This window comes from Agromyces fucosus, from assembly GCF_004134865.1.
GTDB lineage: Bacteria > Actinomycetota > Actinomycetes > Actinomycetales > Microbacteriaceae > Agromyces > Agromyces fucosus.
The window spans coordinates 1,044,814-1,070,598 of record NZ_SDPO01000002.1; the positions used below are offsets into that span (position 1 = coordinate 1,044,814).

Sequence of the window (25,785 nt, forward strand, 5' to 3'; positions counted from 1 at the left end):
CGGCAGGCACGCACGGACTACAGCCAGCCCTGCTGTTCGGCGACCTTTGCCGCACTGACGCGGTTGCTGGCACCGGTCTTGCCGATCGCCGACGACAGGTAGTTGCGCACCGTTGCCGGCGACAGGTGCAGTCGTACCGCGATCTCCTGCACGGTCGCCCCGCGGGCGCCCTCCACCAGCACCTCCCGCTCGCGATCGGTCAGCGGGCTCGGCGGAGTCGCCAGAGCGGATGCCGCGAGCTGCGGGTCGACGACGATCGATCCGCCGACGACCGCCCGCAACTGCTCGGCGAGCCGCTCGACCGGCACATCCTTCAGCAGGAATCCTCGCGCGCCCGCCTCGAGTGCGCGCTTGAGGTAGCCCGGACGCCCGAAGGTCGTCAGCACCACGACGACGACGCCGGGCACCTCGGCGAGGAGGAGCGGCGTGACCTCGAGCCCGGTGGCGCCGGGCATCTCGATGTCGAGCAGGGCGACGTCGGGACGACTCTCGCGGGCGGCGGCCACGACGGCGTCACCACGCCCGACCTGCGCGACGACCTCGAAGTCGGGTTCGAGATCGAGCAGGGTTCCGAGAGCAGTGCGGAACATCGTCTGATCCTCGGCGAGCAGGATCCTCATGACTCCCCCTTCAGCCGATCGCTCGTCGGCACGCGCACCACGATGCGGAACCCGTCTGCCGCATGGGCGGCGTGGAGTTCGCCGTTCGCCTCGGCGACCCGTTCACGGAGACCCCGGAGTCCCGTTCCGTCCGGCGTCGGCGTCGGCTCAGGCGTCGACGCCGGGCGGCCGTCGTCCGAGATCTCGATGACGTCGAAGCCCTCCACGTGCTCGATCGTGACACGGCAGCGCCGCGCGGTCGAGTGCCGCATGATGTTCGTCGACCCCTCGCGAACCACCCAGCCGAAGAGCTCGTCGGTCGCGGTCGGGAGCGGTCCGGCATCGTTGCGGATATCGACGGCGCGGCCGGATGAGACGAGAGCGAGGCGCGCGCGCTCGAGCTCGAGCGCGAGGCCCGCGTCGCGATAGCCGGTGACGGCCGCGCGCACGTCGGCGAGCGCCTGTCGCCCGATCGTCTCGATATCGGCGGCATGCGCCGCAGCGGCATCCGCGTCGTCGTGCGCGAGCCGTCGCGCCAGCTCCGCCTTCACGACGATCACCGACAGACTGTGTCCGAGCAGGTCGTGCAGGTCGCGCGCGAATCGCACGCGCTCGTGCACCACCGCGGCCCGTGCGAGTTCTTCGCGTGCGGCGTCGAGTTCGGCGATCACGGCGACGAGCCGGTGCACCACGAAGTTGCCGAGCCCGGCGAGGAAGACGAAGAGGGCGGCGCCGAGACCCGCGAACACGTCGAGCGCGACGAAACCCACGAGCAGGCCGGCGAACGCCGACATGGCGAGGATCACCGGCAGCACCACACGTTCGTGCAGCGCCACCCCGGCTGCGATCGCGGGCAGCGCGAGCGGCGTGACCCATGAGAATGCGCCCATGCTCGCGCACGCGATACCCGCGAGCAGGACGAGCGCGCCGACGGCGAGCGGCGCGTCCCGGCGGCGCGACCCGACCGCGACGGCCACCGCGAAGGTCGCCGCCGCCCCGACGAGAAACGCTACGGCAAGGGCGATCCGGAACGGTTCGGCGCCATCGAGCACGAGCCCGACGAGATCTGCGGCCGGCGCGAACAGCAGGATGGTGCACCAGAGGACGGTCATCCACAGTCCGGTGTGCCTCCCGATCCACGCGAGGAACCAACCCGTGGAGCCCGCTGCCAAGGCTCGAGCGCCCGGGCGCCACTGGTTCGTGCCGGCACTCGAGCGCCCGCTCGCGGCATCCGTCATCGGCGCACCTCGACCGCGCGGCGCGGCGCCAGTCCGACGATGAGCGACCCGCCCACGACCACGTGCATCACGAGCAGCACGGCCGTCGAGGCACCGGATGCCGCGCTCAGAAGCGGGCCTGCGAGCGAGAGCACTCCGACGCAGATCGAGATCACGAACCAGAGTCGCCGCGCGTTCCGTGCGAACCTGGCGATGAGCGCGGAAACGGCCAGGGCGCCGGCCGCGCCGACGACGGCCGCGATCGCGACGAGCGCCGGGCCGACCGGCTGCGCACCGGCACCCATTCGCGCTTCGAGGTCGATGCCGGCGATCGGCACCGCGATCGCCCAAATGAGCAGCGCTCCGAAGACGGCTCCGAGTACGGCACCGGTCGCCCGCGCCGGCGGCGCACCCCGCCGCAGGCTCGGCGACGTGCCGAGGGTGTGAGTGGATTCGCGTTGTGCAGTCATGATTCGAGGTTAGAAACCGTATGCAGGCGACGGCAGAGCCGTTCGTCTCGTCTCGATCGTGACAGATGTCACTCGCGTTCGGCCTGTCGGCGAAGACGCGAACGCGCCGCATCGAGACGAGACGAGACGGGATGGTCACGCTCGATCGTCGGGATGCGACGCGTTCGGCCGGAGGTCGGGCGCAGCTGGAGCGCGCGGTCCCTGCTACTTGGTATCGCCCGACGTTCCCGGCTCGGCGGCGGCGGCGTGTGCGGATGCCGCGTCCGCAGCGGGCTCGGCCGGGGCTTCGGAAGCCTCGACCTCTTCGACGACGACCTCTTCGACGACGGCAGGCGCTTCGGCGACGGGCGCGACCCCGGCAGCGGCGGCCTCAGCCTCGGCGCGGTCGAACTCCGCCTCGGCGCGATCGAGCTCCGCCTCGAAGGCGGCATCCTCAGCTGCGACGAGCGCGGCGGCTTCCGCCGACGCGACACGAGCGCTCCGGCCGAGTGCGTGCACCGCGAGGGCGATGACGACGGCGAGTGCACCGACCGCGAGCAGCAGGCCCGCGACCGTCGTGTTCGTCTGCGCGCCGAGGAGCCCGGCGACATCCTGCGAGCCGGAGGTGTAGAACTCGACCTGGCTGGCGGTCGACGAGCTCAGGAGCCAGTAGCCCCCGCCGATCAGCGCCACTGCCGCGACCCAGAGCAGGATCAGCGGCACGTTGACCTTGGAGGCGGTTGTATTCACGATGTGTGTGTCCTTCGCAATCGGGAGAGGCCGGGTCGGCCTCAGAGCACGGTAATTGCAGAGCCTATGCGTGTCCTATGCGCGAGGGGAACATCTCCCGGACGACGAACGGCTCCCGCGCCTCTCCATCAGATCGCGCGGTGGTCGACGAACGCCATGCGCGGGCCCCGCCGAGGCCGCCCGCGCACTCCCGCGGCGCCGAGCAGCCGCACGACGCGATAGCGATGGCCGCGCCACGGCTCGAGCGTCTCGAGCATCTCGTCGTCGGTCATGTCGCGCCCCGCGAGCGCGTGTCCCACGTAGTTGGAGAGGTGGTAATCGCCGACGGAGAGCGCATCGGCGTCGCCCAGCGCGCGCTGGGCGACCTCGGCGACGGTCCACGGGCCGACGCCCGGCATGAGGGTGAGGCGAGCCGCGGCATCCGCGGGGCTCATCGCGACGACGGCCTCGAGCTTGTCGGCGTATCCCGCCGCGTTCGCAAGCGCGCGCGCCCGTTTCGGGTCGACGCCCGCGCGATGCCACTCCCAGCTCGGGATCGTGCGCCAGACCTCGGGTGACGGCACGACCCGCATCGGCCGGGGCGTCGGGCCGGGGGCCGGCGTGCCGAAGCCGATGAGCAGGCGGCGCCAGGAGTCGTGCGCCTGGAGGGTGATGACCTTCTGCTCGAGGATCGTTGCGGCGAGGGCCTCGAAGACCTGCGCGGTGCGCGTGATGCGCAGGCCGGGATTGCGCCGGTGCGCGTCGTCGAGCATCGGCAGTCGCGGCTCGAAGCCCGTGGGGTCGTCGGCGTCGCCGAGCAGTTCGGGCGCCTGCACGACCGCGGCACCGGCACCCGGCCCCCACGCCTCGCAGCGCAGCGTCTCGGCATCGGGCTGGGTCAGTCGCAGGGTCGCATCGCCTTCGGGCGTGCGCGTCGTGCGCCAGACGGCGCCGGTCGCGTCGAGCAGGAACGCCGGGTCGCCGACGCCGCGCCGCAGCGCTCCGAGCGTCTGGCGCAGATCGGTCGGATGCCGCGGCCGCCAGCTGAGGGCATGGTCGGCGATCACGACTTCAGTGTGACGCACGCACCTGACAGTCGCGACGAGGCCGGTCGCCGCCTACTCGGCGGCCGTCGCCTCGACCACCGGCTGGGCCGCCGCCGGTGCCACGATGCGACTGCGCAGTGCCAGGAAGAGCAGCACCATGCCCGCGGCCAGCGCGATGTGGCCGAGGCCCGCGATGCCCGCGATCGCCGAGGTCGACTCCTCGCCCATGACCGTGAGCGAGCCGTGCCAGATGAGCATGGCCGACGTCACGATGACGCCCGCGTTGTAGACCCAGAAGAACCACTCGAAGAGGTGGCTCTTCGAGATCACGAAGACCTTCTCGATCACGAGCACGATGAGCAGCACGATGAAGCCGAGCGTCAGCAGGTGGGTGTGGGCCAGGCCGAGCTGGGTGAACTGCCCTTCGGGGAAGTCGTTGGCCTTCGTGAACTCCCGGTAGAAGAGGCCGGAGGCGACGCCGACGATCATGTACGCGAACGATGCGTAGAACAGTTTCTGCATGGCGGTTCCCTTCGGAGGCAGGCGAGGTGGTCGAGCCTCACCTCGATACTCCCCTTCTGCGGGCCGCCGACGCATCGAACGAAAGACGGAACCGCGGGCGTCAGCTCGGTCGCACCACGACCGTCTGCGCGCCGCCCTCGCCGTCGTCGCCGGCGTCGATCGTGAAGCGGAGGATGCGGAGCTCCGGGTCCCACGACACGACCTCGCCGCCCTCGACGACCCCGCCGTCGGGGAACCCGCCCGCAGGCAGGTAGACCTCGCTCGTCGCAGAGCCGTCGGCGGTCGGCGTGACCGAGATCTCGAGGGAGTCGGGCTCGGAGTTCCACGTGTGCAGCTCGCCGGCGATCGCGCGCGGGTAGGGCCGGTCGAGCACCGTGATGAGGTTGCGCGGCGTTCCGTCCTCTTCATACGGCCCCCACGGCCCCGGGTCGCGCGACCAGTACGCGATGCCGATGCCCGAGGCATCCGACGTCGTGTAGACGAGGTCGACGTAGTCGAGCGCGCCGGGCAGCGTGGTGTCGAGGCCGAACTCGCCGAGGATGATCGGCACCCCGCCGAGGGCTTCGGCCGTGCGCAGCGTGTTCGAGCGCCACGCGGCCACCGTCGTCTCGACGAGGTCGCGCGAGGTGCCGCTGAATCCCTCGCCGAGATCCATCGGGAGCGGGTAGAGGTGCGGGCAGAAGGCGATGCGAGGGTCGCCCTCGCGGGGGTCGTCGACCGCGCCGAGCGCGCTCGGCAGCCCCCAGTTGAAGCCGAGCGCCTGGGGTTCGAGGCAGGCCCAGGAGTCCTGGTCGACCTCGCGGATCGCGTCGACGGTCTTCTGGTAGAGCGCGGTGAGCGGGCCTGCCTCGAAGGCCGGTCCCTGCACGGTGCCGCCGTAGGGCTCGTTCATGAGGTCGTAGGCGACCACCGCGTCGTTGTCGGCGAACCGCTCCGCGACGGCTCGCCAGGCCCCGGCGTAGTGGTCGGTGAGCTCGGGGTGCTCGCCCGTCGTGTTCCAGAAGTTGTCGAACGCGTGGATCACGCCGGGCTCGAGGTAGTACAGCTCCCACTGGTCGTGGTGGGCGACGGGGAAGCCGTCGAGGTACGTCGCCCACTCGGGCGCGCCGTTGCCGTTGTCGCCCTCGGGCGTGATGCCGGAACCCCAGAGGTCCTGGTGCATGTCGAGCATCACGTGATAGCCGCGCTCCTCGTACCAGCCCACACGCTCCTCGACGTCGTCGAGGTAGCCCTGATCGTAGACGCCGGGGCTCGGCTCGACCTTGCGCCACGAGATGAGGAAGCGCACGAAGTTCGTGCCCATGTCGGCCTGCTCCTGCACGAGCTGGTCCTCGGTGAAGTCGGGCATGCCGTCGGGCACGCTCTTCGAGCTGCTCGCGGTCGAGAACCCGTGCTGCACGAGCGAGCGCCCGTCGCCGTCGGTGATGAAGGAGGCGGCCTCCGCCGGCCCCGGCGTCCGCATCGCCGCGGCCACGCCGCCCACGACGAGCAGCACTCCCAACCCTGCGGCGACGGTGCTTCGAGCGGCGAACATCCGGTCCTCCTTGACGTATGTGAGGGGGAGGCTATCATCAAACCCATGCCGACTAGGACAGTTGACCCACATCGTCTCCATCGAGCCGATCGGGCCGTCCTCGCGGCACTCGTCGCGCTCGCGATCCTCGTCGGCATCTGGCCGCTGACCGGCGTCCTCACGACGTACGTGCCGCTTCTCGCGGTGCCCGCCGCCGCCGGGCTGCCGTACCTGATCCCGGCACTGCGACTGATGCCGCTCGGCGACACGACGTGGGCGTTCTGGCTCGCGGATGTGGCGGGGGTGCTCGTCATGCTCCTCGTCGCGTTCGTCATGCTCCGCGCACCGAAGCGGCGTGCGGTGCCGAGCCCCGGTCGCGCATTCGGCCGCGGCGTGTGGGTCACGACCGTCGCGGTCGTCGCCGGCAACCTCGTGCGCGGGGTGTTCACGAGCTTCACGGTGCACGCCGACCTCGGCACGTACCTCGGCACCACGGCGGCGAACGTCGTGGTCTCCGCGATCACGGGTGCGTTGCTCGGCCTCGTGGTCGGCGCGGTCGCGGCCATCGTCGCGACGACCGGGCGCGGCAGCGGCGGCACCGACAGCGACGGCGCAGACGGCGACGAAGCGGATGCCGCGGCCGACGCCGAGACGCAGACCGTCGGCGATGACGCCGACGCCGAGGCATCCGTCACCGCCTGACGATCGCCGCGCGCGCCGACGAACGCGCCGCCTGCTAGCGCGGAGCGAATGCCGCGTGGAAGATCGACCACGCGCGCTGGGCGACCTGCCGGCGATCCTCGGCGCCGGTGCGCGCGAGCAGGTCGGCGAGCATCGACACGGCGAGCAGCACGTCGGCGTCCTCGACGGAGTCGCCGATGCGGCCTGCCACTCGTTCGCGTGCCACGAGGGCGCCGACGACCGCTCCGAGCCGCTCACCGAGGTGGACGACCCGGTCGTCGTGCTGGTGCTGCCAGATGAGGTCGATGAGCGCCGTCGACACGACGACCTGCCCGATGACCGCCTCGAGCAGGTCGTCGAGGGTGGCGCCCTCGTGTTCGACGGCGGACTCGAGTTCGTCGATGTTCTCGTCGAAGACGGCGACGGCGAGCGAGAGCCGATCGGGGAAGTGGCGGTAGAGGCTGCCCTGCCCGACGCCCGCCTTCTTGGCGATGGCGTTGAACGGACCCTGCAGGCCGTCGGTCGCGAAGACCTCGCGCGCGGCGGCGATGATGGCGCGCCGGTTGCCGGGGCCGGCGCTCGGCCCGCGATTGGCCTTGCGGCCCTCGGAAGTTCCCTTCCCGCGTTCAGGCACGGGTGCTACCTTACTACCGGACAAGGATGTCCGGTATGGCTTCGCACCACATCGAAGAGAAGGAAGCACCACATGAACACCCCCAAGACCCTCACGGGCGACGACTCGATCAAGACCTGGCTCGAGCACCCCGTGGGCGGCCCGATCCTGCGTGACCTGCTCGCACAGGCCGGGCAGGACGCAGACGTCATGCGCCCCGTGCAGCGCCTCGCCATCAAGCGCCTCATCAAGCTCAGCAAGGGCCAGTTCAGCCAGGAGATGGTCGACCAGCTCGTCGCGCGCGCCGCGGCAGGCGACGTGCCGGCAGGAGCAGCGGATGCCTCCGCCGAGGCGCCCGAGCCGACGACCGAGTCCGCCGATGCCGGCGGTGCCGCTGGCGTCGCATCCGCGGTCGAGCGTCCCGAGTGGGTCGAGCGCCTCGACCAGGGCCGCTTCGCCGGCAAGACCGTCATCGTCACGGGCGCCGGCTCCGGCATCGGTCGGGCGACCGCCTCCCGCATCGCCCGCGAGGGCGGCCGCGTGATCGCCGTCGACGTCTCGCAGGAGCGCCTCGACGACTTCGCGTCGGAGCACGCGGGCGCCGAGATCGTGACGCTCGTGGCCGACATCACCGACGACGCGAAGGTCGCCGAGATCGTCGCCGCAGCGGGCGACCGCATCGACGGCCTCGCGAACATCGCCGGCATCATGGACGACATGACGCCGATCGGCGAGCTCACCGACGCCGTCTGGAAGCGCGTCTTCTCGGTCAACGTCGACGGCACCATGAAGCTCATGCGGGCCGTCGTGCCCGTCATGGTCGCGCGCGGCACCGGGTCGATCGTGAACACCGCCTCCGAGGCCGCCCTCCGCGGCTCGGCCGCGGGTGTCGCCTACACGGCGTCGAAGCACGCGGTCGTCGGCCTCACGAAGTCGACGGCGTTCATGTACGGCCCGAGCGGACTGCGCGTGAACGCGGTGGCTCCCGGTGCCACGATCACGAACATCGAGGCGAAGTTCGCCTCACCGCTCGGCGCCGAGCGCGTGCAGCTCGCGATGACGATCCTGCCCGACGCCGCCGAGGCAGAGGCGCTCGCGGCATCCATCACCTTCCTGCTGAGCGACGACGGCGTCAACATCAACGGCGTCGTGCTCGCGAGCGACGGCGGCTGGTCGGCGGCATGAGCACCGGCGCGGAGGCGGGCAAGCGCGACGTGCTCGTCGTCATCGGCGTCGGCGGCATGGGCGAGGCGATCGCGCGTCGGCAGGGCACCGGTCGCACCGTGGTGCTCGCCGACTTCAGCGAGGCCGCCCTCGAACGCGTCGGCGGGGCTCTGCGCGGCGACGGCTTCGAGGTCGTCACGCACGTCGTCGACGTCTCGTCGCGGGGCTCCGTCGCCGAACTCGCCGATGCGGCCGCCGAGCTCGGCCGGGTGACGCAGGTCGTCCACACGGCCGGGCTCTCCCCGGTGCAGGCGCCGCGCGACGCGATCCTCGCGGTCGACCTGCTCGGCACCGCGCACGTGCTCGACGAGTTCGAGCGGGTGATCGCCCCGGGCGGTGCCGGCCTCGTCATCGCGAGCATGGCCGGTCACTTCCTGCCACCGCTGCCGCCCGAGGTCTCGCACGCACTCGCGACGACCCCGAGCGACGAGCTGCTCGCCCTGCCGGTGCTCGCCTCGGTCACGGATGCCACGGCGGCGTACCCGTTCGCCAAGCACGGCAACCACCTGCGGGTTCGCGCAGCGAGCACCCGCTGGGGCGCACGCGGTGCTCGCGTCAACAGCATCAGCCCCGGCGTCATCTCGACGCCGATGGGCCAGCAGGAGCTCGCCGGCGAGTCCGGCGGGCAGATGCGCGCCATGATCGCCGGCTCCGGCACCGGTCGAGTCGGCACCCCGTACGACATCGCGGATGCCGCGGCGTTCCTGCTGGGTCCCGACGCGAGCTTCATCACCGGCACCGACCTGCTGGTCGACGGCGGTGTCGTCGCCGCGGTCAGCACCGGACAGCTCGACCTGCGCCGCGGGCAGTAGCGACGCGTCACAGAGGGCGCCGATCGCAGTCCCGCGGCCGGCGCCCTCTTGGTCGCACCCGGTCGGGCGATGGCGCACGGCATCCGAGTACGCTGCTCGGATGCGCTTCGGAACGCTCGACTTCACGCCCGCCGCCGCCTCCCCCGCCCTGCTCGCGGCGTCCACGGCGGCCGCGGTCGGCGCGATGCCGGCAGCGGATGCCTCGGCGGTGCTGGTCTCCGCGATCGACCCCGGTCTCGCCGACACGGCCGCCTTCTGCGAGCACTACGAGATCTCGATGGGCGACGGCGCGAACTGCGTGATCGTGCAGGCGCGCCGGGGCGAGCGCACCTGGCACGCCGCGTGCCTCGTGCGCGGCGGCGACCGGCTGGACGTGAACGGCGCCGTGCGCCGGCATCTCGACGCGCGCAAGCTCTCGTTCGCCCCGATGGACGCCGCGGTCGAGCTCACCGCCATGGAGTACGGCGGCATCACGCCGATCGGCCTGCCCGCCGACTGGCAGATCCTCGTCGACCAGTCCGTCGCCGAGCACGAACGGCTCATCGTCGGCAGCGGCATCCGCGCTTCGAAGCTGCTCGTCCCGGGTGCGCTGCTCGCGAGACTGCCGAACGCCGAGGTGCTGCCGATCGCGCAGCGCCCGGGATAGCCAACTCGGCTGGCCGAACTCCGCGAGCGCTCAGCTCTCCGTCGCGGCGACGCGCCGACGGCGTCGCAGGGCGATGAGCAGCGTCGCGACCGAGCCGCCGACCGCGATGAGCAGTGCCGCGACGGCGACACCGAGGTAGCGCCACTCGGATGCCTCGCTGTACGGGAACGTGTCGGCCCAGTCGAGGCCGAGGCGCACGACGACCGCGCCGAGCACCCAACTGAGCAGGATCCCTACGATGACGAACAGCGTGCCACGCATGCCCTCATCGTAGGAGGCCGCGCCGCCGGCGGAGGAGTCGGCGCTGTCGGCGCCGGGCATTAACCTCGATTCGGCCCGCGATCACGGGCAGCAGACGAAGGACGCCATGCCGAAAGACGCTCGACTCAAGCCGCCCCGCATCGACGAGATCGTGCTCACCGACCTCGTCGACGGCAAGATCGACGAACTGGCCGCCGGCGACCGCGTCGAAGGCCGTCGCTTCCGCGGCGGCGATCTCTCGGAACGCGACCTCACCGGGGTGACCATCGGCGAGTGCGAGCTCGTCGGGGTGTTCGCCCACGATGCGCTGCTCCGCGGGGCGACACTCACCGAGACCGTGGTCGAGCGGCTCGAGGCCCCCGTGCTGCGCGCACCGCGCGCGACGCTTCGCGACGTGCTCGTGTCGGGCTCCCGCATCGGGTCGGTCGAGTTCTACGACAACACCTGGCAGTCGGTCCGCTTCGTCGGCTGCAAGCTCGGCTTCGTCAACCTGCGGGGTGCGGAGGTCCGCGACATCCGCTTCACCGACTGCACCATCGAGGAGCTCGACCTCGGCAACGCGCGGGCCGACCGCGTCGCGTTCGAGCAGTGCGACGTGCGATCGCTCGACGTGACGGGCGCCAGGCTCACCGACGTCGACCTGCGCGGTCTCGACCTCGCCGCGATCGCCGGTATCGACGGGCTGCGGGGCGCCACGATGGACGGCATGCAGGTCGCGCTGCTCGCGACGACGCTCGCGAGTCACCTGGGCATCCGCGTCGTCGACTGATCTCCGGTCGGCTGCGGTCGCCATCGATGCGGTCTCGTGATCGAACGACCCTTCCGCGCGCCGTCGCCGACGGCTAGTGTTGGCCGGAACTGGGTCAAGCGACCCAGTTCGACGGACAGCGAGGTTCCCGATGCACGACGCCCCCACGACGCACGCCGACGATCGGGCGGATCGCGCGGCCCAGGAGACGGCCTCCGAGACCACCTCCGAGGCCACCTCCGAGACGACCGCGGCTCGACACGCCGCTCGTCGCCCGCTCGTCGCCGTCATCGCGATGCTCGCCCTGATCGTCGTCCAGGCCGTCGCCGACCCGACCGGACTGCTCGCCCTCGTCGGCTGGTCGGGTGCGATTCCGCAGGCGAGTGCCGGCGTCTGGCCGTTCGCGCCGTACCTGGTGTTCGTGCCCGTGGTGCTCGGCGTCGTGTGGTGGGCGGCCGTGCGAGCCGGCGACCGGTTCTGGACGCTCACGGCGGGCGTCGTGCTCGCCGTCCTGCTGGCCCAGGCCGCGGCCTGCCTCGTCATGACGTGGGACCTCGCGGTCGCCGCGTGGGCCGCCGGCTTCGTGACGGCGAAGGCCGTGCCCGCGGCGCTCATCGTGGCAGCCCTCGCGCGCTGGTTCGGCGGCCCGACGGATCGCCGGTCGTTCCAACGCGGCTCGATCTGGCCTGCCGCCGTGATCTTCGCCGTCCTCGCACCGCTCCTCGCGGGCCTCTGGTGGACGGGCGCCGTCTATGCGGACGGCATCCCGGTGGCGCGCCTCGACCGCGGCATCCCCTCGATGCTCATCGCCGTGGTCCTGATCGCCGGCGCGACCGCCCTGTGCCTGCGCTGGATGCGGGCACGCGTGCCCGGCGTGCTCGGCGGCTGGCTCGCGGCACTCGTCGCCGGCGGACTCGTCGGCATCGTGCAGGCGGTCGTCGCCCTCATCGTCGACGGCGGCTTCGCCGGCGACATCTGGCCGCTGATGGCGGCGTACGTGACGGTCGCCGACGGGCTCGCCTTCGGCGCCTGCGCCGGCTGGATCGTCGGGGTGAGCGCGGTCGTCACCGACCGGGTGCTGGCGCGGCGCGGCGCGTCGCGCGGCCCGCAGCTCGTCGCCGCGTCGGTGGCCGTCGTCGCGATGGGCGCGGCATTCCTCCTGCCCGGCGGGGATGCCGCGAGCGCAGTCGACGCGAGCACCTCGCCCCCCGAGGGCTTCCTCCGCGCCGAGGGCTCGATCATCACCGACGGCGCCGGCAACCAGGTGCTGCTGCGGGGCGTCAACGTCAACCAGCTCGTCGACTTCTACCAGCACCAGCCCGACGTGCCCGCGACGCGGCCGCTGACCGAAGACGACTACGCGAGCATGGCCGAGTACGGCTTCAACGTCGTGCGACTGAACCTCTCGTGGTCGGCGCTCGAGCCCGAGCGGGGCACGCTCGACCCCGAATACCTCTCGAAGATCGAGGAAGCGGTGGCGTGGGGCGAGGAGTACGGCATCTACACCGTGCTCGACATGCACCAGGACGGCTGGTGGAACGGCCCCACTGAAGCGGGCACCGCGTGCCGCCCCGGCACCGAGGAGATGTGGGGCTACGACGGCGCCCCGGAATGGGCGACGATCACCGATGACGCGCCGCGCTGCCAGTTCACCGGGCGCGACATCTCCCCCGCCGGCGACCGTGCCTTCCAGAACTTCTACTTCGACACCGACGGGGTGCAGACGGCGTTCGCCGAGACCTGGGGCGAGCTCGCCGCGGAGTTCGCCGACGAGCCGATGGTCGCGGGCTTCGACCTGATCAACGAGCCCGGCTTCGGCGAGACGGCGCCCGTGACGACCTCCCACCAGCTCGGGAGGTTCTACGACCGGGCGATCGACGAGATCCGCGAGGCCGGCGCACCGCAGATCGTGTTCTTCGAGCCGAGCATCCTCTGGTCGGGCCTCGGGTTCGACACCGGCCCCACCCCCGGGTTCACCGACGACGACAACATCGTCTTCTCGCCGCACCTCTATGCCGAGTCGATCACGATGGACCGCGACCTGGGCATCCCGCCGATCGTCAGCATCGAGCGCCAGTTCGCGCTCGCTCAGCGCGTCGCCGACCTCTACGACGCCCCCTTGTGGTCGGGCGAGTACGGCTACTGGGGCGATGACGACGACGTGCTCGCCCGCATGAACCGCTACGCCGACGAAGAGGACGAGCGCAGGCTCGGCAGCGCGTACTGGGTCTGGAAGCAGGCCTGCGGCGACCCGCAGAACGGCATCGGACCCTTCGGCAACGCCCTCATGATGCAGGAGTGCGAGACCGGCGGCGACGCTCCGCCCAAGGCGGATCTTCTCGAGATCCTGAGCCGCGCCTACCCGCAGTCCGCTCCTGGGGTGCTGACCTCGCTCGAGGCCGAGGGCGCCGCCGTCGATCTCGCCGGCACGACGCCCGACCGCGGCTGCGACCTCGAGGTGTGGATCCCCGGCGCGGCCGAACCCGACGTCGAGGTCACCGGCATCGAGGAGGTCGAGACGACCGAGGTTCCGGGCGGATGGATCGTGACGGGCTGCGCCGACGGCGACTACACGTTGTCGACCAACGGCTAGCCTCGGAGGCATGACGTCCGAGCAGGCGCCGAGCGGGCGCGACCGCCGCGACGACGGCCGTCGCGCCTCGCTCGCCGCGATGATCGCCGCGGAGCCCGACCGGCTCCGTCGGCGGAGCATCTCGCTCGGCGTCGCGCCCGATGATGCAGAGGATGTCGCGCAGACGGCGCTGCTCAGGGCCTGGCGCTCGATCGAGCAGCTGCACGCGCCGGAACCCGGGCAGATGTGCTCCTGGCTCGATGTCATCGCACGGAACGCCGCGGCCGACCTCGCCCGCCAGCGGGCCCGCCGACCGGTGGCGGCGCTCGACGCCGACCTGCCCGATCTCGCCGACGGCACGAGCGTCGCCGGAGACGTCGAGATGCGGCTGATCCTCGACGGCGCCCTCGACGCCATCCGCGGCCTTCCCGATTCCCTTCGCGAACCGCTGCTCCTCAGCGTCGTCGACGAGCTCCCGGCACCCGAGATCGCCGAGCGCCTCGGGATCACGCCCGCCGCCGCGCGACAGCGCATCTCCCGAGCCCGCAAGTCGCTCGCCGAGTGCCGGGAGTCCGGCATGTCCGACGCCGGCTGACTCGCTCCCCGCCCCTGCGGGTGCACCGGATCGAGCTCACGGTCGAACCGGTGCACGCAACTCCCCCGACGGAAGGGCCGGCCCTGTTCCCCCAGCGGCCGGCCCTCCCGTGGCGTGCGTCAGGCGGTGCCGAACGGGTTGTCGACGGCGTAGCGCCATCCGTGCTGCTCGTCGTGGACGGCGACGTCGGCGGTCGTGCCGGCCAGCGCGATGTCGGAGCCGTCGGGGCCGGTGCCCGTGATCGTCCAGTCGGCGATCGCGAGGCCGGTGTCGCCGCGCTGGAACACGTGGCGCACCATCATCGTGATCGGCAGGTTCAGGCCGAGGAACTGCTCGAGCGCGCCGCGCACGTTCTCCTCGCCCTGCACCGGCTGCCCGGGCGCCGGCACGAACACGACGCCGTCGACGTTCAGCGCCATCAGGCCGTCGAGGTCGCGCGCGTTGAACCGGTCGGCGAACGCGAGGTTGAGCTGGTCGAGCGAGGTGACGGGGTTCGCCATGGACGAGGCCTTTCTTCATGGGGCCCGCCTGTTGCCGGCCCTACTGAGAAAGACGCCGTAGCGCCCGAGGTGTGACACGCGCATCCGACTCGCGCGCATGCGACCCGCGCCGCAAACGAAAACGGCCCGGAGCCTCATGGAGACCCGGACCGTTCGATGTGTGGTGCGCGAGGGGGGACTTGAACCCCCACACCCTTGCGAGTACTGGCACCTGAAGCCAGCGCGTCTGCCAATTCCGCCACTCGCGCACGTGTGGTCGCACTCTCGTGCGTCCAACCACGAGAGACTAACATCTCGCGCCCGGCAAAGCCATTCGAGCGCAGCGGATGCCCCGGGCGGTGCACTGAGTCGCAGGATGAACGCGCCGACACGCCGACGGCCCCCGGCGTGTCGGGAGATCCGACCTGCGACTCAGCACGCCCCGGCCGAGTTGCCTGCCACAGCGCCGGGGGGCCGAAGGACCGGCACCCGACCCTCCACGATTCCTCCGAGTCCGGTTCGCACCTCGCGCTGCCCTGCCACGCGGGAATAGCATCGATCACCGGGTTCCGTTGCCCCGACCGTCGCGACGAAAGGACCGCAGCTTGACGCTCCCCAGCGAGTCCACCCGGGCTCTCAGTGGCATCCGTGCCTATCTCTTCGACCTCGACGGCGTGCTGACGCCGACCGCGACCGTGCACATGCACGCGTGGGCGCGCCTCTTCACGCCGTATCTCGAGCAGCACGGCGCCGCGCCGTACACCGAGTCCGACTACTTCTCGTACATCGACGGCAAGCCGCGCTACGACGGGGTCCGGAGCCTCCTCGAGAGCCGCGGCATCCGCGTGCCCGAGGGCGACGTCACCGACGCACCGAGCGAAGACACCGTGCACGGACTCGGCAACCGCAAGAACGAGGCCTTCAACGAGACCCTCGCCGAGGAGGGCGTCGAGGCGTACCCGGCGAGCGTCGCCTTCCTCGACGCGGTGCAGGCGAGCGGATGCCTCGTGGCCGTCGTCTCGAGCTCGAAGAACGCGCCGTCGGTGCTGGCGGCCGCCGGGCTCGCCGATCGCTTCGAGGTCGTCGTCGACGGGGCGGTCGCCGCGCGCGACGGCATCCCCGGCAAGCCGGCCCCCGACACCTTCGAGCGCGCGGCCGAGCTGCTCGGGGTGCCGACCACGGTGTGCGCCGTCGTCGAAGACGCCGAGTCGGGCGTGACCGCGGGCGCGGCCGGCGAGTTCGGGATCGTGATCGGCGTCGACCGGGGCGTCGGCCGGGCCGCGCTCGAGGGCCTCGGCGCCGACATCGTGGTCGACGAGCTCGATGAACTGATCCCGCTGCTTCCCGTCGGCTCCGACACGCACGCGAACGACACCCCACGAGAGGACGGCGAATGAGGTTCGCAGACCACGACCCGCTGAACCGCACGCGGTTCCCGATCGACGAGTGGGCGCTCGTGGAGACCGAGTTCGGCGAGGCCGACATGGGTCGCACCGAGACGATCTTCGCGGTCGGCAACGGGTACCTCGGCCTCCGCGGCAACGTCGAGGAGGGCCGCGACGGCCACATGCACGGCACCTTCGTGAACGGGTTCCACGAGACGTGGCCGATCCGCCACGCCGAAGAGGCGTTCGGCTTCGCCCGGGTCGGCCAGACCATCGTGAACGCGCCCGACGCGAAGGTCATCCGCCTCTACGTCGACGACGAGCCGCTCGTGCTCACGGTCGCCGAGCTCCTCTCCTACGAACGCCGGCTCGACTTCCGTCTCGGCGCGCTCAGCCGGTCGATCGTCTGGCGCACGCCGTCGGGCAAGCGCGTGCTCATCACGAGCCGGCGCATGGTGAGCTTCACCGACCGCCACCTCGCGGTGCTCGACTACGAGGTCGAGATGCTCGACGCCGACGCGGCGGTGACCATCTCGAGCCAGATCCTGAATCGGCAGGACGGCCGCGACGAGTACCGCTCCGGCGTGCCCGAGGCGATCGGCAGCTTCGACCCGCGCAAGGCGGAGATGTTCAACGAGCGCGTCATGCAGCCGCGGGTGAAGCGGGCCGAGGGCGGGCGGTACATGCTCGGCTACCAGACCACGAACTCGGGCATGACGATCGCGGTCGGTGCCGAGCACCAGATCGCGACCGAGAACCAGTTCAGCGAGTCGAGCTCCATCGGCGACGACCTCGCGAAGCACATCTACCGCGTGCACGCCAAGCAGGGCCAGCCGATCCGCGTGACGAAGACGATCAGCTACCACACGGCCCGCACCGTGCCGACGCGCGAACTCGTCGACCGGTGCGACCGCACGCTCGACCGCGCCGCCGAACTCGGCGTGGCCGAGCTGTTCGCGCAGCAGCGTTCATGGCTCGACGACTTCTGGGCGCGAGCCGACGTCGAGGTCCAGGGCCAGGCCGCGATCCAGCAGGCGACCAGGTGGAACCTGTTCCAGCTCGCGCAGGCGACCGCCCGCACCGACGGCGACGGCGTCGCCGCGAAGGGCGTGAGCGGTTCGGGCTACGGCGGCCACTACTTCTGGGACACCGAGGTGTACGTGCTGCCGTTCCTCAGCTACACGGCGCCGGTCGTGGCGCGCAACGTGCTGAGATTCCGGCAGCGGATGCTTCCTGCCGCCCGCGCCCGGGCGCTGGAGCTGAACCAGCTCGGGGCCCTGTTCCCGTGGCGCACGATCAACGGGCAGGAGTCGAGCGCGTACTACGCGGCCGGCACGGCGCAGTACCACATCGACGCCGACATCTCCTATGCGCTGAACCAGTACGTCAGGGCCACCGGCGACCAGGACTTCCTCGCCCGCGGCGCGATCGACATCCTCGTCGAGACGGCGCGCATGTGGGAGGACCTCGGGTTCTGGCGCTCGAACGCCGACGACGTGTTCCACATCCACGGCGTCACGGGCCCCGACGAGTACACGACGGTCGTCAACGACAACCTGTACACGAACGTGATGGCGCGGGCGAACCTCGCCGCCGCGGCATCCGCCGTCGACGACCTGCAGGTGCTCGACCCGGCTGCCTACGACCGCCTCGTCGAGCGCCTCTCGGTGACGCCGGCCGAGGTCGCGGGCTGGCGGCGGGCGGCGGCGCACATGCACATCCCCTTCGACGAGCAGCTCGGCATCCACCCCCAAGACAGCGCCTTCCTGCAGAAGGAGCTGTGGGATCTCGAGGCCACGCCCGAGGACCGGCGCCCCCTGCTGCTGCACTACCACCCGCTCGTCATCTACCGCTTCCAGGTGCTGAAGCAGGCCGACGTCGTGCTCGCCCTCTACCTGCAGGGCGATCGCTTCTCGACCGAGGCGAAACGCGCCAACTTCGAGTACTACGACCCGCTGACCACGGGCGACTCGACGCTGTCGGCGGTCGTGCAGTCGATCATCGCGTCCGAGGTCGGCTACCACGAGCTCGCGATGCGGTACTTCCGCTCGGCGCTCTTCGTCGACCTCGCCGACCTGCACAACAACACGGCCGACGGCGTGCACGTCGCCTCGACGGGCGGCGTGTGGAGCGCCCTCGTCTCGGGCTTCGGCGGTTTCCGCGACCACAACGGGGTCTTCACGTTCGATCCGCGCCTGCCCGACGGCTGGCAGCGACTGACGTTCCGGGTCACGCTCCGCGGCACGCGGCTGCGCGTCGACCTCACCCCCGATGCGATCTCGTTCGCCGTCGAAGACGGCATCGAGGCACGGGTCAGGGTGCGCGGGGCGGAGGTGGTGGTGAGCACCGGCTCGGATGTCTCGGTGCCGCTCGACGGCCAGGGCCCGCGCCTGTACGGCGCGCCGACGATGCGGGATGTCACGGGCTCCCGCCGCGCCGACGGAAGCCTGCTGACGGCGTCGATCCCGACCCTGTCGCTCGATGTCGACGAAGCCGACTCGGCGATCCAGATGGACTGATCACGAGTCTTCCCAGCCCTTCGGGCTACCATGTCACAAGTCATGACGGCGTCGGTTCGAAACGACGGCGTCGGCGCAAATCTGGAGCGGGAGACCTGTGGGCCTACTGGACAACTTCGAGAAGGGTCTCGAGCGCGCCGTCAACGGCGCTTTCGCGAAGACCTTCCGCTCGGGGCTGCAACCCGTCGAGATCACCTCCGCCCTGAAGCGGGAGATCGACACGAAGGCGGCCGTGGTCTCGCGCGACCGCGTGCTCGTGCCGAACAGCTTCGTGGTGCGCATGGCGCCCGACGACCACGCGCGCATGTCCGGCCTGGGGCCGGCGCTCATCGACGAGCTCGTCGACCTCGTGCAGAAGCACGCCGCGAGCCAGCACTTCCAGTTCGCCGGCGGCATCACCCTGTCGCTGCACGCCGATCCCGGCCTCTCCGTGGGCATGGTGCAGGTCGATTCGCAGAACGTGAAGGGCCAGGTCGCCTGGACCCCCGTGCTCGACGTGAACGGCAAGCGCTACCCGATCATGAAGGGCCGCACCGTCATCGGCCGCGGCAGCGAGGCCGACGTCACCCTCGACGACTCCGGCGCGTCGCGTCGGCACGCCGAGGTGCAGTGGGACGGCAGTCGCGCGCGGGTGCGCGACCTCGGCTCGACGAACGGCACCCAGCTCAACGGCTCCCCGGTGAAGGAGGCCATCCTCGAGCCCGACTCGGTCATCGGCATCGGCCGGTCCCGCATCACGTTCCGCGTGCTGGCGCAGGCCTCGAGCTCTGGCGCAAACACGCGCGGCCGCACCGACCCGGCCACCGAACGCCACGACATGGGCGGGTTCTGGGGGCCCGGCGAATGAGCGAACTCACCCTCCTCGTGCTCCAGCTCGGCTTCCTCCTGCTGCTCTGGGTCTTCGTCTTCGCGATCGTCTACGCGCTCCGCAGCGACCTGTTCGGCCAGCGCGTGCGCAAGTTGCGGCCCGAGACCGCGTCGGCCGCTCCGGCTCCCGCGGCCCCCGCCGCGGCATCCGCGTTCCCGAGCGCCCCGGTGGCGGCGCCCGCCGCCGCGACGGCGCCGGTCTCGCACGCAGCTGCCTCCGGCGGCGGCACCGGCGAGCTCGCCTCGAGCGAGAACGCGACGCGGCTCGTCATCACGAGCGGCACGAAGAACGGCGCAGAGTTCCCGCTCGGCCACGACGAGATCACGATCGGCCGTTCGAGCGACTCGGCCATCATCATCCGCGACGACTACACCTCGACCCATCACGCGCGTCTCATGCAGTGGAACGGTCGATGGATGCTCCAAGACCTCGATTCGACCAACGGCACCTTCCTCAACGGCTCCCGAGTGACCGTGCCCACCCCGATCCCGCTCGGAGCCACCGTGAAGGTCGGAGCGACGACGTTCGAGCTGCGGCGGTAGCCCATGGCGAACATCAAGGCGAGCGCTGCGGTCTCGCACGTCGGACGGATCCGCTCGAACAACCAGGACTCCGGCTACGCCGGCCGCCGCCTGTTCGTCGTGGCCGACGGCATGGGCGGGCACGCGGGCGGCGACGTCGCGAGCGCGATCGCCACACGGCGCATCGCCGAGGCCGACGTCGACTACGACAACACGGCCGAGGCCTCGGCGTCCCTCGAAGGCGCCCTGATCGCGGCCAACCGTCAGCTCGCGGCGACCGTCGCCGACCACTCCGAGCTGACCGGCATGGGGACGACCGTCAGCGCCGTGCTGCTCGTGGGCGACCGCGTCGTCATCTCGCACATCGGCGACTCCCGCATCTACCTGCTGCGGTCGGGCGAGCTCAGCCAGATCTCCACCGACCACACCTTCGTGCAGCGCCTCGTCGACGCCGGGCGCATCACGGCCGAAGAGGCGATGGTGCACCCTCGGCGATCGGTGCTCATGCGCGTGCTCGGCGACGTCGAGGCCTCGCCCGAGATCGACGCCCTCGTGCTCGACACCCGTGACGGCGACCGATGGATGCTCTGCTCCGACGGGCTCTCGGGCGTCGCCTCCTTCGACGACATCCATGACATCATGTCGGCCGACGCCGGCGCCAAGCAGGTCGCCGACCGACTCGTCAAGGCCTCGCTCGACGGCGGCGCCCCCGACAACGTCACCGTCGTGATCCTCGACATCGGCGAGCCGCCCGCCCCGGCGACGCCGCCGCTCATCGTCGGCTCGGCCGCCGCCCCGCCGGCGTTCGGCCAGCCGTCCGAGCCGGCGCGCGCCCGCGGCATCCGCCTGACGCCCTTCCGTCCTCACCCGGTTCAAGAGACGCACTTCGAGCCCGACTCCGAGGACTTCTTCGACGAGATCATCGAGGAGGATGCGCGCCGACGCCGGCGCCGCCGCTGGATGTGGAGCTTCTGGATCGTCCTGCTGATCGGGGCGATCGTGGCGACCTTCGCGCTCGGCTACCAGTGGACGCAGACCCGCTTCTACGTCGGCGAGTCCAACGGCCGGGTCGCCATCTACCAGGGCATCCAGCAGAACCTCGGACCGATCTCGCTGCACGAGCTGTTCACCGAGACCGAGCTCGACGTCGCCGAGCTCCGCACCTACGACCAGCAGCGGGTCCAGCAGACGATCAGCGCCGGCACCTACGCCGAGGCGTATCGCATCGTGCAGCGGCTGGAGGAATCCATTGAGTGATCTCCAGTCCGTGCCGCTGACGGGCACGCCGCCAGAGGGCATCCGGCGCATCCGGATCCCGCAGAAGCTGCGCAACCTCGAGTTCTGGCTCCTGCTCGTGGCGTGCTTCATCAACGCCGCCGCCATCGTGCTCGTGCAGCTCGGGGCGCTCGGCCGCGTCGACACGCAGCTCGTGCTGCTCGGCGCGGGCCTCTCGTTCCTCGTCTTCGGGTTGCACATCGCGATGCGCTACACGGCGCGCGACGCCGACCCCTTCCTGCTGCCGATCGCGACCGTGCTGAACGGCCTCGGCATCGCGATGATCTATCGCATCGACATCGCCGAGGGCGATGCCGGGTGGGAGAGCGCGGCCGTCAGGCAGATCGTGTGGAGCGCCATCGCGATCATCTGCGCGATCGCGACGATCCTCGTCATCCGCAATCACCGCGTGCTCTTCCGCTACACCTACCTCGCGGGGCTCCTGGCGATCGTCCTGCTGCTGCTCCCGCTCGTGCCCGGTCTCGGGCGCGAGGTGTACGGCGCCCGGGTGTGGATCGGCATCGGCGACATCGCGACCTTCCAGCCGGGCGAGATCGCGAAGATCGCGCTGGCCGTCTTCTTCGCCGGCTACCTCGTGCGCAACCGCGACTCCCTGTCGATGGTGGGCACGAAGTTCCTCGGCATGCAGTTCCCGCGGGCGCGTGATCTCGGCCCGCTCCTCATCGTGTGGGCGCTGTCGATGGCCGTCATCGTGTTCCAGCGCGACCTCGGCACCGCGCTCCTCTACTTCGGCCTCTTCCTCGTGATGCTCTACGTCGCGACGAGCCGGCTCTCGTGGGTCGTGCTCGGGTTGAGCCTCTTCATCGGCGGCGCGATCATCGCGAGCCAGACCCTCGACTACGTCGGCAACCGCTTCGCGAACTGGCTCGACCCGTTCAGCGATGATCGCTTCAGCGCAGAGATCGGCGGCAGCTACCAGCTCGTGCAAGGTCTCTTCGGGCTCGCGAACGGTGGCCTCATCGGCACCGGCTGGGGCCAGGGGCGCCCCGATCTCACCCCGGTGCCGCAGAGCGACTACATCATCGCGAGCCTCGGCGAGGAGCTCGGCCTCGCCGGCATCTTCGCGATCCTCGCCCTCTACCTGCTGTTCGTGGCGCGCGGGTTCCGCATCGGCTTCGCCGGGCAGGACGACTTCGGCAAGCTCCTCGGCGTCGGGCTCGCGTTCGTCGTGGCGCTGCAGGTCTTCATCGTCGTCGGCGGCGTCACGCGCGTCATCCCCTTGACCGGCCTCACGACGCCGTTCCTCGCGGCGGGTGGTTCATCGCTCGTGGCGAACTGGATCATCGTCGCGCTCCTGCTGCGACTCTCCGACACGGTCCGCAACCATCCGAGGCTGGTGATCGACGGATGAATCGAGAACTCAAGCGCGTCTCCATCGTCGCGTTCCTCATGTTCCTGACCCTGCTCGTCTCGTCGACGATCATCCAGTACGTGCAGGCGGAGGCCCTCGCGGCCGATCCCCGCAACTCGCGCACGCTCTACGAGAGCTACTCGATCGAGCGCGGCCCGATCCTGGTCGGCGGGGAGCCGATCGCGTACTCGCAGCCCTCCGACGACGACTACAAGTTCCAGCGCGTGTACGCCAACGGGCCTCTGTACGCGCCGGTCACGGGGTACCTCCCCGTCAACGGCGAGGCGACGGGCCTCGAGCGCTCGGTCAACGAGTACCTGAGCGGCCAGTCGTCGAGCCAGTTCTTCGACTCCCTCAACCGCCTGATCTCCGGACAGGACCCGATGGGCGCATCCGTCGAGGTGGCGATCGACCCGGTCGCGCAGCAGGCCGCGTGGGACGCCCTCGGCGACTACACGGGCGCCGTCATCGTCACCGAGCCGTCGACCGGCCGCATCATCGCGATGGTCACGAAGCCCACGTTCGACCCGAACTCGATGGCCGTGCACAACTCGGCGGAGGTGACGGCCACCTACGACGGCCTCCTCGCCGATCCGGCCGACCCGCTCTTCAACCGTGCCACGGGCGGCGACATGAACCCGCCCGGATCCGTGTTCAAGCTCGTCGTGACCGCGGCGGCGCTCGAGTCGGGCCGGTACACGCCCGAGTCCACGTTCCCGAACCCGGGCGAGCTCACGCTGCCCGGCACCGACTCCATCGTGCGGAACTCGGGCGGCGGGTCGTGCGGCGGCGGCGCGACCGTCACCCTCGCCGACGCGCTCCGTCTCTCGTGCAACATCCCGTTCGCCGAGCTCGGCATGGAACTCGGCGACGACGCGATCCGCGATCAGGCCGAGAAGTTCGGGTTCAACAGCGAGTTCCTGATCCCGACGGTCACCGAGGTGAGCACGTACCCGCGAGTGCTCGACGAACCGCAGACCGCGCTGAGCGCATTCGGTCAGGGCGACGGGCTGCGCGCGACCCCCATGCAGATGGCCATGGTGTCGGCTGCGATCGCCAACGGCGGCATCGTCATGGACCCGAACCTGGTCGATCAGATCACGGCTCCCGACTTCACTCCTTTGCAGGAGTTCGAGGCCAAGGAGTTCGGGCGGGCCATCAGCGAGGAGACGGCGAACACGATGGTGGGGATGATGGTCAACGGCGTCGAGAACGGTGCCGCGAGTAATGCAAGAATAGACGGCGTCAGCGTGGCCGGTAAGACAGGTACAGCGGAGAACGGCGAGAGTGACCCCTACACTCTCTGGTTCACCGGTTTTGCCCCCGCCGACAATCCTCAGTATGCGATCACAGTGCTCGTTGAGGATGGCGGGGGACTTGGCCAGGAGGGGTACGGCAATCTCATCGCCGCACCCGTCGCAAAGCAGGTACTAGAGGCGGTGCTGAACAAATGAGACCGAGCGCAGGGCTCACCTTCGGAGGGCGCTACGAACTGCAGTCCCGCATCGCGATCGGCGGGATGGGCGAGGTGTGGCAGGCCACAGACCTCGTCATCGGCCGTCAGGTCGCGATCAAGATCCTGAAAGACGAGTACCTGGGCGACCCGGGCTTCCTCGAGCGCTTCCGCGCCGAGGCCCGCCACGCCGCGCTCGTCAACCACGAGGGCATCGCCAACGTCTTCGACTACGGCGAGGAGGACGGCAGCGCCTACCTCGTCATGGAGCTCGTGCCCGGCGAAGCGCTGTCGACGATACTCGAGCGCGAGCACGTGCTCTCCACCGACAAGGTGCTCGACATCGTCGCGCAGACCGCGGCGGCACTGCAGGCCGCGCACGCAGCGGGCCTCGTGCACCGCGACATCAAGCCCGGCAACCTGCTCATCACGCCCGACGGGCGCGTCAAGATCACCGACTTCGGCATCGCGCGCATCGCCGACCAGGTGCCGCTGACCGCGACCGGCCAGGTCATGGGCACGGTGCAGTACCTGTCGCCCGAGCAGGCGTCGGGTCACCCGGCCTCGCCGACGACCGACATCTACTCGCTCGGCATCGTCGCCTACGAGGCCCTCGCGGGCCGCCGTCCGTTCACGGGCGAGTCGCAGGTCGCGATCGCGATGGCGCAGATCAACGAGACGCCGCCCGACCTGCCGGTGACGGTCTCGGAGCCGGTGCGCAACCTGGTCTACGGATGCATCGCGAAGAACCCGGCCGACCGGCCGCAGTCCGCCGCGCACCTCGCACGCGCAGCCACGGCCCTCCGCCGCGGCGACGTGCAGGCTGCCGCCGCTGCCGTGCCCGCCGTACTGGGCGCTGCCGGCGCCACCGCCGCGACGATGCTCATGCCCGCTGCCGGTGCCACGGCCGCGACGACGGTGATGCCGTCGGCCGCGGGCGCGCCGCTCGACGGCGAAGAGCCACTCGAAGAGAAGAAGAAGCGCAGCCCCTGGACCTGGCCGCTCATCGTCCTCATCGCGCTGCTCGCGATCGTGCTGATCGGCACGATCATCGCGCTGGCCCTGAACGGCGGCGGCAAAGAGGCGCCGTCGACGGCACCTTCGACTCCTCCGTCGAAGACGGCCACGACGCCGCCCCCGCCGCCCACCACCGAGGCCCCCACGAACGCGCAGGTCAACCGTGAAGACTACCTCGGTCTCACGGTCGACGAGGCCCGCGCGAAGCTCGAGGGCATCGGCATGGTCGTGAACGCCGTCGAGGGCAATCCCGCCGCGAATGCCGACGAAGCCGGCCGCGTGTACGACGTCAACCCCACGGGCAACATGAAGATCGGCTCCGAGGTGACGATCACGTACTACGCCGCTCCCGAGGCGCCGACTGCGCCGACGTCGGCACCGACCGCGAACCCGAACCCGTTCACGCCGTCGTCCGATCCCAACGCGAAGGTGCCCGTCACGATCTCGTGGAGCGCTCAGCAGTGCCCCTCCGGGCAGGAGCTGACCGGCTACTCCGTGCAGGTCACGGGTGACGCGACAGCACCTGGTCCGGTGCCGGCCGGTACCACAACGGCGCAGGTCATGGCCGGGCAGGACGAGTTCCAGGTGACCTACCTGTACTTCTGCGGCCCGGTGAGTTCCCCGACCTCGCCTCCGCTGACGGTGACCGTCGACAACTGACCGACGGAA

The 25,785-nt window shown here is 70.7% G+C and carries 25 protein-coding genes and 1 tRNA gene; 15 read left to right on the forward strand and 11 right to left on the reverse strand.

From position 1 onward, the window contains the following. Window positions 1-17: 17 nt before the first annotated feature. The 7 genes from ESP57_RS10560 to ESP57_RS10590 form a co-directional block, all read right to left on the reverse strand. Window positions 18-620, reverse strand: a complete 603-nt coding sequence (locus tag ESP57_RS10560; protein ID WP_129231508.1) for a response regulator transcription factor — start codon at window positions 618-620, stop codon at window positions 18-20. Continuing rightward, window positions 617-1,837, reverse strand: coding sequence for a sensor histidine kinase (locus ESP57_RS10565; RefSeq protein WP_129231509.1), 1,221 nt, complete (start codon window positions 1,835-1,837; stop codon window positions 617-619). Before ESP57_RS10565 ends, ESP57_RS10560 begins: the two co-directional genes overlap by 4 nt. Further along, a complete protein-coding gene (locus ESP57_RS10570) occupies window positions 1,834-2,286 on the reverse strand; it encodes a DUF6069 family protein (RefSeq protein ID WP_129231510.1) in 453 nt (150 codons plus the stop codon). The genes ESP57_RS10565 and ESP57_RS10570 overlap by 4 nt, the downstream gene beginning before the upstream one ends. Before the next feature lie 204 nt (window positions 2,287-2,490). After that, window positions 2,491-3,015: a hypothetical protein gene (locus ESP57_RS10575; RefSeq protein WP_129231511.1), complete on the reverse strand. Its 525-nt coding sequence runs from the start codon at window positions 3,013-3,015 to the stop codon at window positions 2,491-2,493. A 128-nt stretch (window positions 3,016-3,143) separates the two neighbouring features. Continuing rightward, complete coding sequence (locus ESP57_RS10580) at window positions 3,144-4,061, reverse strand: DNA-3-methyladenine glycosylase family protein (protein ID WP_207904529.1); 918 nt, start codon at window positions 4,059-4,061, stop codon at window positions 3,144-3,146. Window positions 4,062-4,112: 51 nt separating this feature from the next. Then, the gene (locus tag ESP57_RS10585) at window positions 4,113-4,562 is read right to left on the reverse strand and encodes a DUF2871 domain-containing protein (protein ID WP_056006982.1); all 450 of its coding nucleotides are present in this window, start codon (window positions 4,560-4,562) and stop codon (window positions 4,113-4,115) included. A gap of 100 nt (window positions 4,563-4,662) precedes the next feature. Next, window positions 4,663-6,096, reverse strand: a complete 1,434-nt coding sequence (locus tag ESP57_RS10590) for a cellulase family glycosylhydrolase (RefSeq protein ID WP_129231513.1) — start codon at window positions 6,094-6,096, stop codon at window positions 4,663-4,665. Between the two features lie 45 nt (window positions 6,097-6,141). Here ESP57_RS10590 and ESP57_RS10595 point away from each other — a divergent pair, with 45 nt between their 5' ends. Then, entirely contained in the window at window positions 6,142-6,777 is a 636-nt protein-coding gene (locus ESP57_RS10595; RefSeq protein WP_129231514.1) for a hypothetical protein, read from the forward strand. 34 nt (window positions 6,778-6,811) lie between these two features. Here the strand turns inward: ESP57_RS10595 and ESP57_RS10600 are convergent, their stop codons facing one another. Further along, a complete protein-coding gene (locus ESP57_RS10600) occupies window positions 6,812-7,390 on the reverse strand; it encodes a TetR/AcrR family transcriptional regulator (protein WP_056006995.1) in 579 nt (192 codons plus the stop codon). Window positions 7,391-7,462: 72 nt separating this feature from the next. Here ESP57_RS10600 and ESP57_RS10605 point away from each other — a divergent pair, with 72 nt between their 5' ends. The 3 genes from ESP57_RS10605 (at window position 7,463) to ESP57_RS10615 (ending at window position 10,051) form a co-directional block, all read left to right on the forward strand. Next, on the forward strand, window positions 7,463-8,554 hold the full coding sequence (locus ESP57_RS10605; protein ID WP_056006998.1) for an SDR family NAD(P)-dependent oxidoreductase: 1,092 nt from the start codon (window positions 7,463-7,465) through the stop codon (window positions 8,552-8,554). Next, on the forward strand, window positions 8,551-9,405 hold the full coding sequence (locus ESP57_RS10610; RefSeq protein WP_129231515.1) for an SDR family oxidoreductase: 855 nt from the start codon (window positions 8,551-8,553) through the stop codon (window positions 9,403-9,405). Before ESP57_RS10605 ends, ESP57_RS10610 begins: the two co-directional genes overlap by 4 nt. A gap of 100 nt (window positions 9,406-9,505) precedes the next feature. After that, a complete protein-coding gene (locus ESP57_RS10615) occupies window positions 9,506-10,051 on the forward strand; it encodes a YbaK/EbsC family protein (protein WP_129231516.1) in 546 nt (181 codons plus the stop codon). A 30-nt stretch (window positions 10,052-10,081) separates the two neighbouring features. Here ESP57_RS10615 and ESP57_RS10620 read toward each other — a convergent pair whose 3' ends face one another. Continuing rightward, window positions 10,082-10,312, reverse strand: coding sequence for a hypothetical protein (locus ESP57_RS10620; RefSeq protein ID WP_129231517.1), 231 nt, complete (start codon window positions 10,310-10,312; stop codon window positions 10,082-10,084). Between the two features lie 106 nt (window positions 10,313-10,418). Here ESP57_RS10620 and ESP57_RS10625 point away from each other — a divergent pair, with 106 nt between their 5' ends. The 3 genes from ESP57_RS10625 (at window position 10,419) to ESP57_RS10635 (ending at window position 14,227) form a co-directional block, all read left to right on the forward strand. Then, window positions 10,419-11,081, forward strand: a complete 663-nt coding sequence (locus tag ESP57_RS10625) for a pentapeptide repeat-containing protein (protein ID WP_129231518.1) — start codon at window positions 10,419-10,421, stop codon at window positions 11,079-11,081. Window positions 11,082-11,211: 130 nt separating this feature from the next. Then, on the forward strand, window positions 11,212-13,653 hold the full coding sequence (locus ESP57_RS10630) for a glycoside hydrolase family 5 protein (protein ID WP_129231519.1): 2,442 nt from the start codon (window positions 11,212-11,214) through the stop codon (window positions 13,651-13,653). 10 nt (window positions 13,654-13,663) lie between these two features. After that, window positions 13,664-14,227, forward strand: a complete 564-nt coding sequence (locus ESP57_RS10635) for an RNA polymerase sigma factor (RefSeq protein ID WP_056007015.1) — start codon at window positions 13,664-13,666, stop codon at window positions 14,225-14,227. A gap of 119 nt (window positions 14,228-14,346) precedes the next feature. Here the strand turns inward: ESP57_RS10635 and ESP57_RS10640 are convergent, their stop codons facing one another. Further along, the gene (locus ESP57_RS10640) at window positions 14,347-14,727 is read right to left on the reverse strand and encodes a YybH family protein (protein ID WP_129231520.1); all 381 of its coding nucleotides are present in this window, start codon (window positions 14,725-14,727) and stop codon (window positions 14,347-14,349) included. 161 nt (window positions 14,728-14,888) lie between these two features. Beyond that, window positions 14,889-14,975 (reverse strand) — tRNA-Leu (locus ESP57_RS10645). 336 nt (window positions 14,976-15,311) lie between these two features. Between ESP57_RS10645 and ESP57_RS10650 the strand changes: the two genes are divergently transcribed. The 8 genes from ESP57_RS10650 to ESP57_RS10685 all read left to right on the forward strand — a co-directional run bounded on the left by ESP57_RS10650 (window position 15,312) and on the right by ESP57_RS10685 (window position 25,776). Further along, the gene (locus ESP57_RS10650; RefSeq protein WP_129231521.1) at window positions 15,312-16,103 is read left to right on the forward strand and encodes an HAD family hydrolase; all 792 of its coding nucleotides are present in this window, start codon (window positions 15,312-15,314) and stop codon (window positions 16,101-16,103) included. Beyond that, the gene (locus ESP57_RS10655; protein ID WP_056007025.1) at window positions 16,100-18,610 is read left to right on the forward strand and encodes a glycoside hydrolase family 65 protein; all 2,511 of its coding nucleotides are present in this window, start codon (window positions 16,100-16,102) and stop codon (window positions 18,608-18,610) included. The genes ESP57_RS10650 and ESP57_RS10655 overlap by 4 nt, the downstream gene beginning before the upstream one ends. Before the next feature lie 97 nt (window positions 18,611-18,707). After that, window positions 18,708-19,457: an FhaA domain-containing protein gene (locus tag ESP57_RS10660; protein WP_056007028.1), complete on the forward strand. Its 750-nt coding sequence runs from the start codon at window positions 18,708-18,710 to the stop codon at window positions 19,455-19,457. Continuing rightward, window positions 19,454-20,020, forward strand: a complete 567-nt coding sequence (locus ESP57_RS10665; RefSeq protein WP_056007031.1) for an FHA domain-containing protein FhaB/FipA — start codon at window positions 19,454-19,456, stop codon at window positions 20,018-20,020. The genes ESP57_RS10660 and ESP57_RS10665 overlap by 4 nt, the downstream gene beginning before the upstream one ends. A gap of 3 nt (window positions 20,021-20,023) precedes the next feature. Beyond that, window positions 20,024-21,256 carry a PP2C family protein-serine/threonine phosphatase gene (locus ESP57_RS10670; RefSeq protein WP_056007034.1) on the forward strand — a complete coding sequence of 411 codons (1,233 nt, stop codon included), beginning with the start codon at window positions 20,024-20,026 and terminating at the stop codon, window positions 21,254-21,256. Then, on the forward strand, window positions 21,249-22,646 hold the full coding sequence (locus ESP57_RS10675) for an FtsW/RodA/SpoVE family cell cycle protein (protein WP_056007037.1): 1,398 nt from the start codon (window positions 21,249-21,251) through the stop codon (window positions 22,644-22,646). Before ESP57_RS10670 ends, ESP57_RS10675 begins: the two co-directional genes overlap by 8 nt. Further along, window positions 22,643-24,100, forward strand: a complete 1,458-nt coding sequence (locus ESP57_RS10680; RefSeq protein WP_129231522.1) for a peptidoglycan D,D-transpeptidase FtsI family protein — start codon at window positions 22,643-22,645, stop codon at window positions 24,098-24,100. Before ESP57_RS10675 ends, ESP57_RS10680 begins: the two co-directional genes overlap by 4 nt. Further along, the gene (locus ESP57_RS10685) at window positions 24,097-25,776 is read left to right on the forward strand and encodes a protein kinase domain-containing protein (RefSeq protein ID WP_129231523.1); all 1,680 of its coding nucleotides are present in this window, start codon (window positions 24,097-24,099) and stop codon (window positions 25,774-25,776) included. The genes ESP57_RS10680 and ESP57_RS10685 overlap by 4 nt, the downstream gene beginning before the upstream one ends. Window positions 25,777-25,785: the final 9 nt, after the last annotated feature.

Coding starts and splice junctions, on each gene's coding strand:
- ESP57_RS10560 (WP_129231508.1), bottom strand. CDS start 620: ATGAGGATCCTGCTCGCCGAGGATCAGACGATGTTCCGCACTGCTCTC.
- ESP57_RS10565 (WP_129231509.1), bottom strand. CDS start 1,837: ATGACGGATGCCGCGAGCGGGCGCTCGAGTGCCGGCACGAACCAGTGG.
- ESP57_RS10570 (WP_129231510.1), bottom strand. CDS start 2,286: ATGACTGCACAACGCGAATCCACTCACACCCTCGGCACGTCGCCGAGC.
- ESP57_RS10585 (WP_056006982.1), bottom strand. CDS start 4,562: ATGCAGAAACTGTTCTACGCATCGTTCGCGTACATGATCGTCGGCGTC.
- ESP57_RS10590 (WP_129231513.1), bottom strand. CDS start 6,096: ATGTTCGCCGCTCGAAGCACCGTCGCCGCAGGGTTGGGAGTGCTGCTC.
- ESP57_RS10595 (WP_129231514.1), top strand. CDS start 6,142: ATGCCGACTAGGACAGTTGACCCACATCGTCTCCATCGAGCCGATCGG.
- ESP57_RS10605 (WP_056006998.1), top strand. CDS start 7,463: ATGAACACCCCCAAGACCCTCACGGGCGACGACTCGATCAAGACCTGG.
- ESP57_RS10610 (WP_129231515.1), top strand. CDS start 8,551: ATGAGCACCGGCGCGGAGGCGGGCAAGCGCGACGTGCTCGTCGTCATC.
- ESP57_RS10615 (WP_129231516.1), top strand. CDS start 9,506: ATGCGCTTCGGAACGCTCGACTTCACGCCCGCCGCCGCCTCCCCCGCC.
- ESP57_RS10620 (WP_129231517.1), bottom strand. CDS start 10,312: ATGCGTGGCACGCTGTTCGTCATCGTAGGGATCCTGCTCAGTTGGGTG.
- ESP57_RS10625 (WP_129231518.1), top strand. CDS start 10,419: ATGCCGAAAGACGCTCGACTCAAGCCGCCCCGCATCGACGAGATCGTG.
- ESP57_RS10630 (WP_129231519.1), top strand. CDS start 11,212: ATGCACGACGCCCCCACGACGCACGCCGACGATCGGGCGGATCGCGCG.
- ESP57_RS10635 (WP_056007015.1), top strand. CDS start 13,664: ATGACGTCCGAGCAGGCGCCGAGCGGGCGCGACCGCCGCGACGACGGC.
- ESP57_RS10640 (WP_129231520.1), bottom strand. CDS start 14,727: ATGGCGAACCCCGTCACCTCGCTCGACCAGCTCAACCTCGCGTTCGCC.
- ESP57_RS10655 (WP_056007025.1), top strand. CDS start 16,100: ATGAGGTTCGCAGACCACGACCCGCTGAACCGCACGCGGTTCCCGATC.
- ESP57_RS10665 (WP_056007031.1), top strand. CDS start 19,454: ATGAGCGAACTCACCCTCCTCGTGCTCCAGCTCGGCTTCCTCCTGCTG.
- ESP57_RS10670 (WP_056007034.1), top strand. CDS start 20,024: ATGGCGAACATCAAGGCGAGCGCTGCGGTCTCGCACGTCGGACGGATC.
- ESP57_RS10680 (WP_129231522.1), top strand. CDS start 22,643: ATGAATCGAGAACTCAAGCGCGTCTCCATCGTCGCGTTCCTCATGTTC.
- ESP57_RS10685 (WP_129231523.1), top strand. CDS start 24,097: ATGAGACCGAGCGCAGGGCTCACCTTCGGAGGGCGCTACGAACTGCAG.